The organism is Priestia sp. P5_B4 (assembly GCF_056400385.1).
This window is the reverse complement of the sequence record NZ_JBFULJ010000685.1, coordinates 1-2069: the sequence shown is the minus strand read 5'-3', so window position 1 is coordinate 2069 and position 2069 is coordinate 1. Positions and strand designations below refer to the sequence as shown.

The window sequence follows — 2069 nt, the reverse complement described above, 5'->3', positions numbered from 1 at the left end:
CGTACACGCTGGAAGAACGCCCATTTCTCTTCATCTGTTCCTTCAGCTTTTGCAGGGTCATCAAATCCCCAGTGTTCACGTTTTACATGGGGAGGCGTTACTGGGCAGTGATCTGCTGCATGGCCACATAATGTAACGACCAAATTCGCATTATTTAAAATTTCAGGGTCAATGACATCAGATGTTTGGTTTGAGATATCAACACCAGCTTCTTTCATTGCTTTTACAGCATTGGGATTTAATCCATGAGCTTCTAACCCTGCACTGCGTACATCCCATTCATCATTATTTAGATATTTTTTTGCCCATCCTTCAGCCATTTGGCTACGGCAAGAGTTACCTGTACATAAGAAATAAAGTGTTTTTTTAGACATGTGTAAAATCTCCTTTATGATGTGTTAAGAAATAATTGATAACCAAATATATAAACCAACAAGCGTAATAAACAATGTTGGGATGGTTAAGATAATACCTGTTTTAAAATAGGTTCCCCAAGAAATCTTAACTCCTTTTGTCGAAAGAACGTGGAGCCATAAGAGAGTGGCTAGAGAGCCAATAGGTGTAATTTTTGGTCCTAAGTCCGAGCCAATGACGTTTGCATAAATCAAGGCTTCTTTAATTGTACCTGTTGCAGAAGTTGCATCAATGGCCAAAGCATCAATCATCACGGTTGGCATGTTGTTCATAATCGATGAAAGTATGGCTGCAATGAATCCCATGCCAATGGTTGCAGCAAATAATCCATGGTCAGCCGTTGCTTGAATGAGGCTTGCTAATACTTTAGTTAGCCCTACATTACGTAATCCATAGACAACAACATACATACCAATCGAAAAGAAAACAATCGCCCACGGAGCTCCTGCTAGCACTTTTTTAGTGTGAACAGCGGGACTCTTTCTTGCTATTCCTAAGAATAAAATCGCAATAATACCTGCGATAATAGAAACAGGAATATCGAAAAACTCACCAATAAAGTAACCAAGAACTAAAATGAATAAAACGATTCCTGATAAACGGAACATTTTCTTATCTTTAATGGCTTCAACCGGTTTCTGTAAATCATCTAGATTGTATTTCTTAGGGATGCTTTTACGAAAGTACAAATATAAGACAACAATACTTGCCAAAAGTGAGAACAGATCTGGCACAATCATACGTGATGCAAATTCAGAAAAGCGAATACCAAAGAAATCAGCTGATACAATGTTGACCAAGTTACTTACTACAAGAGGTAACGATGTTGTATCTGCAATGAATCCACTGGCGATAATAAAGGGGAAGACCATTTTATCTTCAAATTTAAGTGCTCGTACCATGGCAAGTACAATAGGTGTTAGAATTAAGGCTGCTCCATCGTTTGCGAATAATGCTGCTACTATAGCTCCAAGGAGGGATACATAAACGAACATGCGAACGCCATTGCCTCCTGCAGTACGCGCCATATGTAAAGCTGCCCACTCGAAAAATCCAATTTCATCTAAAATTAAGGAAATAATAATAACTGCAATAAACGTTAATGTTGCATTCCATACAATTTGAGTTACATCCAGCACGTCATGGAAATCAACCACACCTGCTAAAAGAGCTAATACTGCGCCTCCACATGCTGACCAACCAATAGACAAGTTCTTTGGCTGCCAAATGACAAAAATCAATGTCACTAAGAAGATGAGGGAGGCTACTATAACTGATATCACTTTACAGACCTCCTATTATTAGCAACAATTAATACGTAAACCTTGCTTTTCTAGTTCTTTTAATCGTTCATCTTCGCTTGGTAAAGAATCGAGTATATCAAGGACAAACTGATAATAGCTGTTTTCTTTATTTAAGGAATAGAAGATCCAATGTCCTTTTCGTCTTTCACTTACGAGTTCGATAGCTCTTAACTTCCGCAAGTGTTGGCTAATAGCCGGTTGACTTGCTTTATAAATTTCAACTAGCTCACAAACACAGCACTCGTTATTTTGGAGCAGCTTCATCATTGACAATCTTGTCTTATCTCCAAGCAGCTTCAGTATCTGTACTGCTTTTTCCACTTCTACCTGCGCTTTTACATCCATTATGAC

The 2069-nt window shown here is 38.4% G+C and carries 3 protein-coding genes; all 3 read right to left on the bottom strand.

The genetic code is table 11. The annotated features are described in order from the left end of the window. On the bottom strand, positions 1–374 hold a 374-nt coding region (arsC, locus tag AC1DRF_RS24690; RefSeq protein ID WP_477741933.1), incomplete at its 3' end, for an arsenate reductase (thioredoxin). A 24-nt stretch (positions 375–398) separates the two neighbouring features. After that, positions 399–1697 carry an arsenic transporter gene (locus AC1DRF_RS24685; protein WP_427076774.1) on the bottom strand — a complete coding sequence of 433 codons (1299 nt, stop codon included), beginning with the start codon at positions 1695–1697 and terminating at the stop codon, positions 399–401. A gap of 18 nt (positions 1698–1715) precedes the next feature. After that, positions 1716–2063 (bottom strand): ArsR/SmtB family transcription factor, encoded by a 348-nt coding sequence (locus AC1DRF_RS24680; RefSeq protein WP_028410070.1) that lies wholly within the window; start codon positions 2061–2063, stop codon positions 1716–1718. Between the last annotated feature and the right edge of the window lie 6 nt (positions 2064–2069).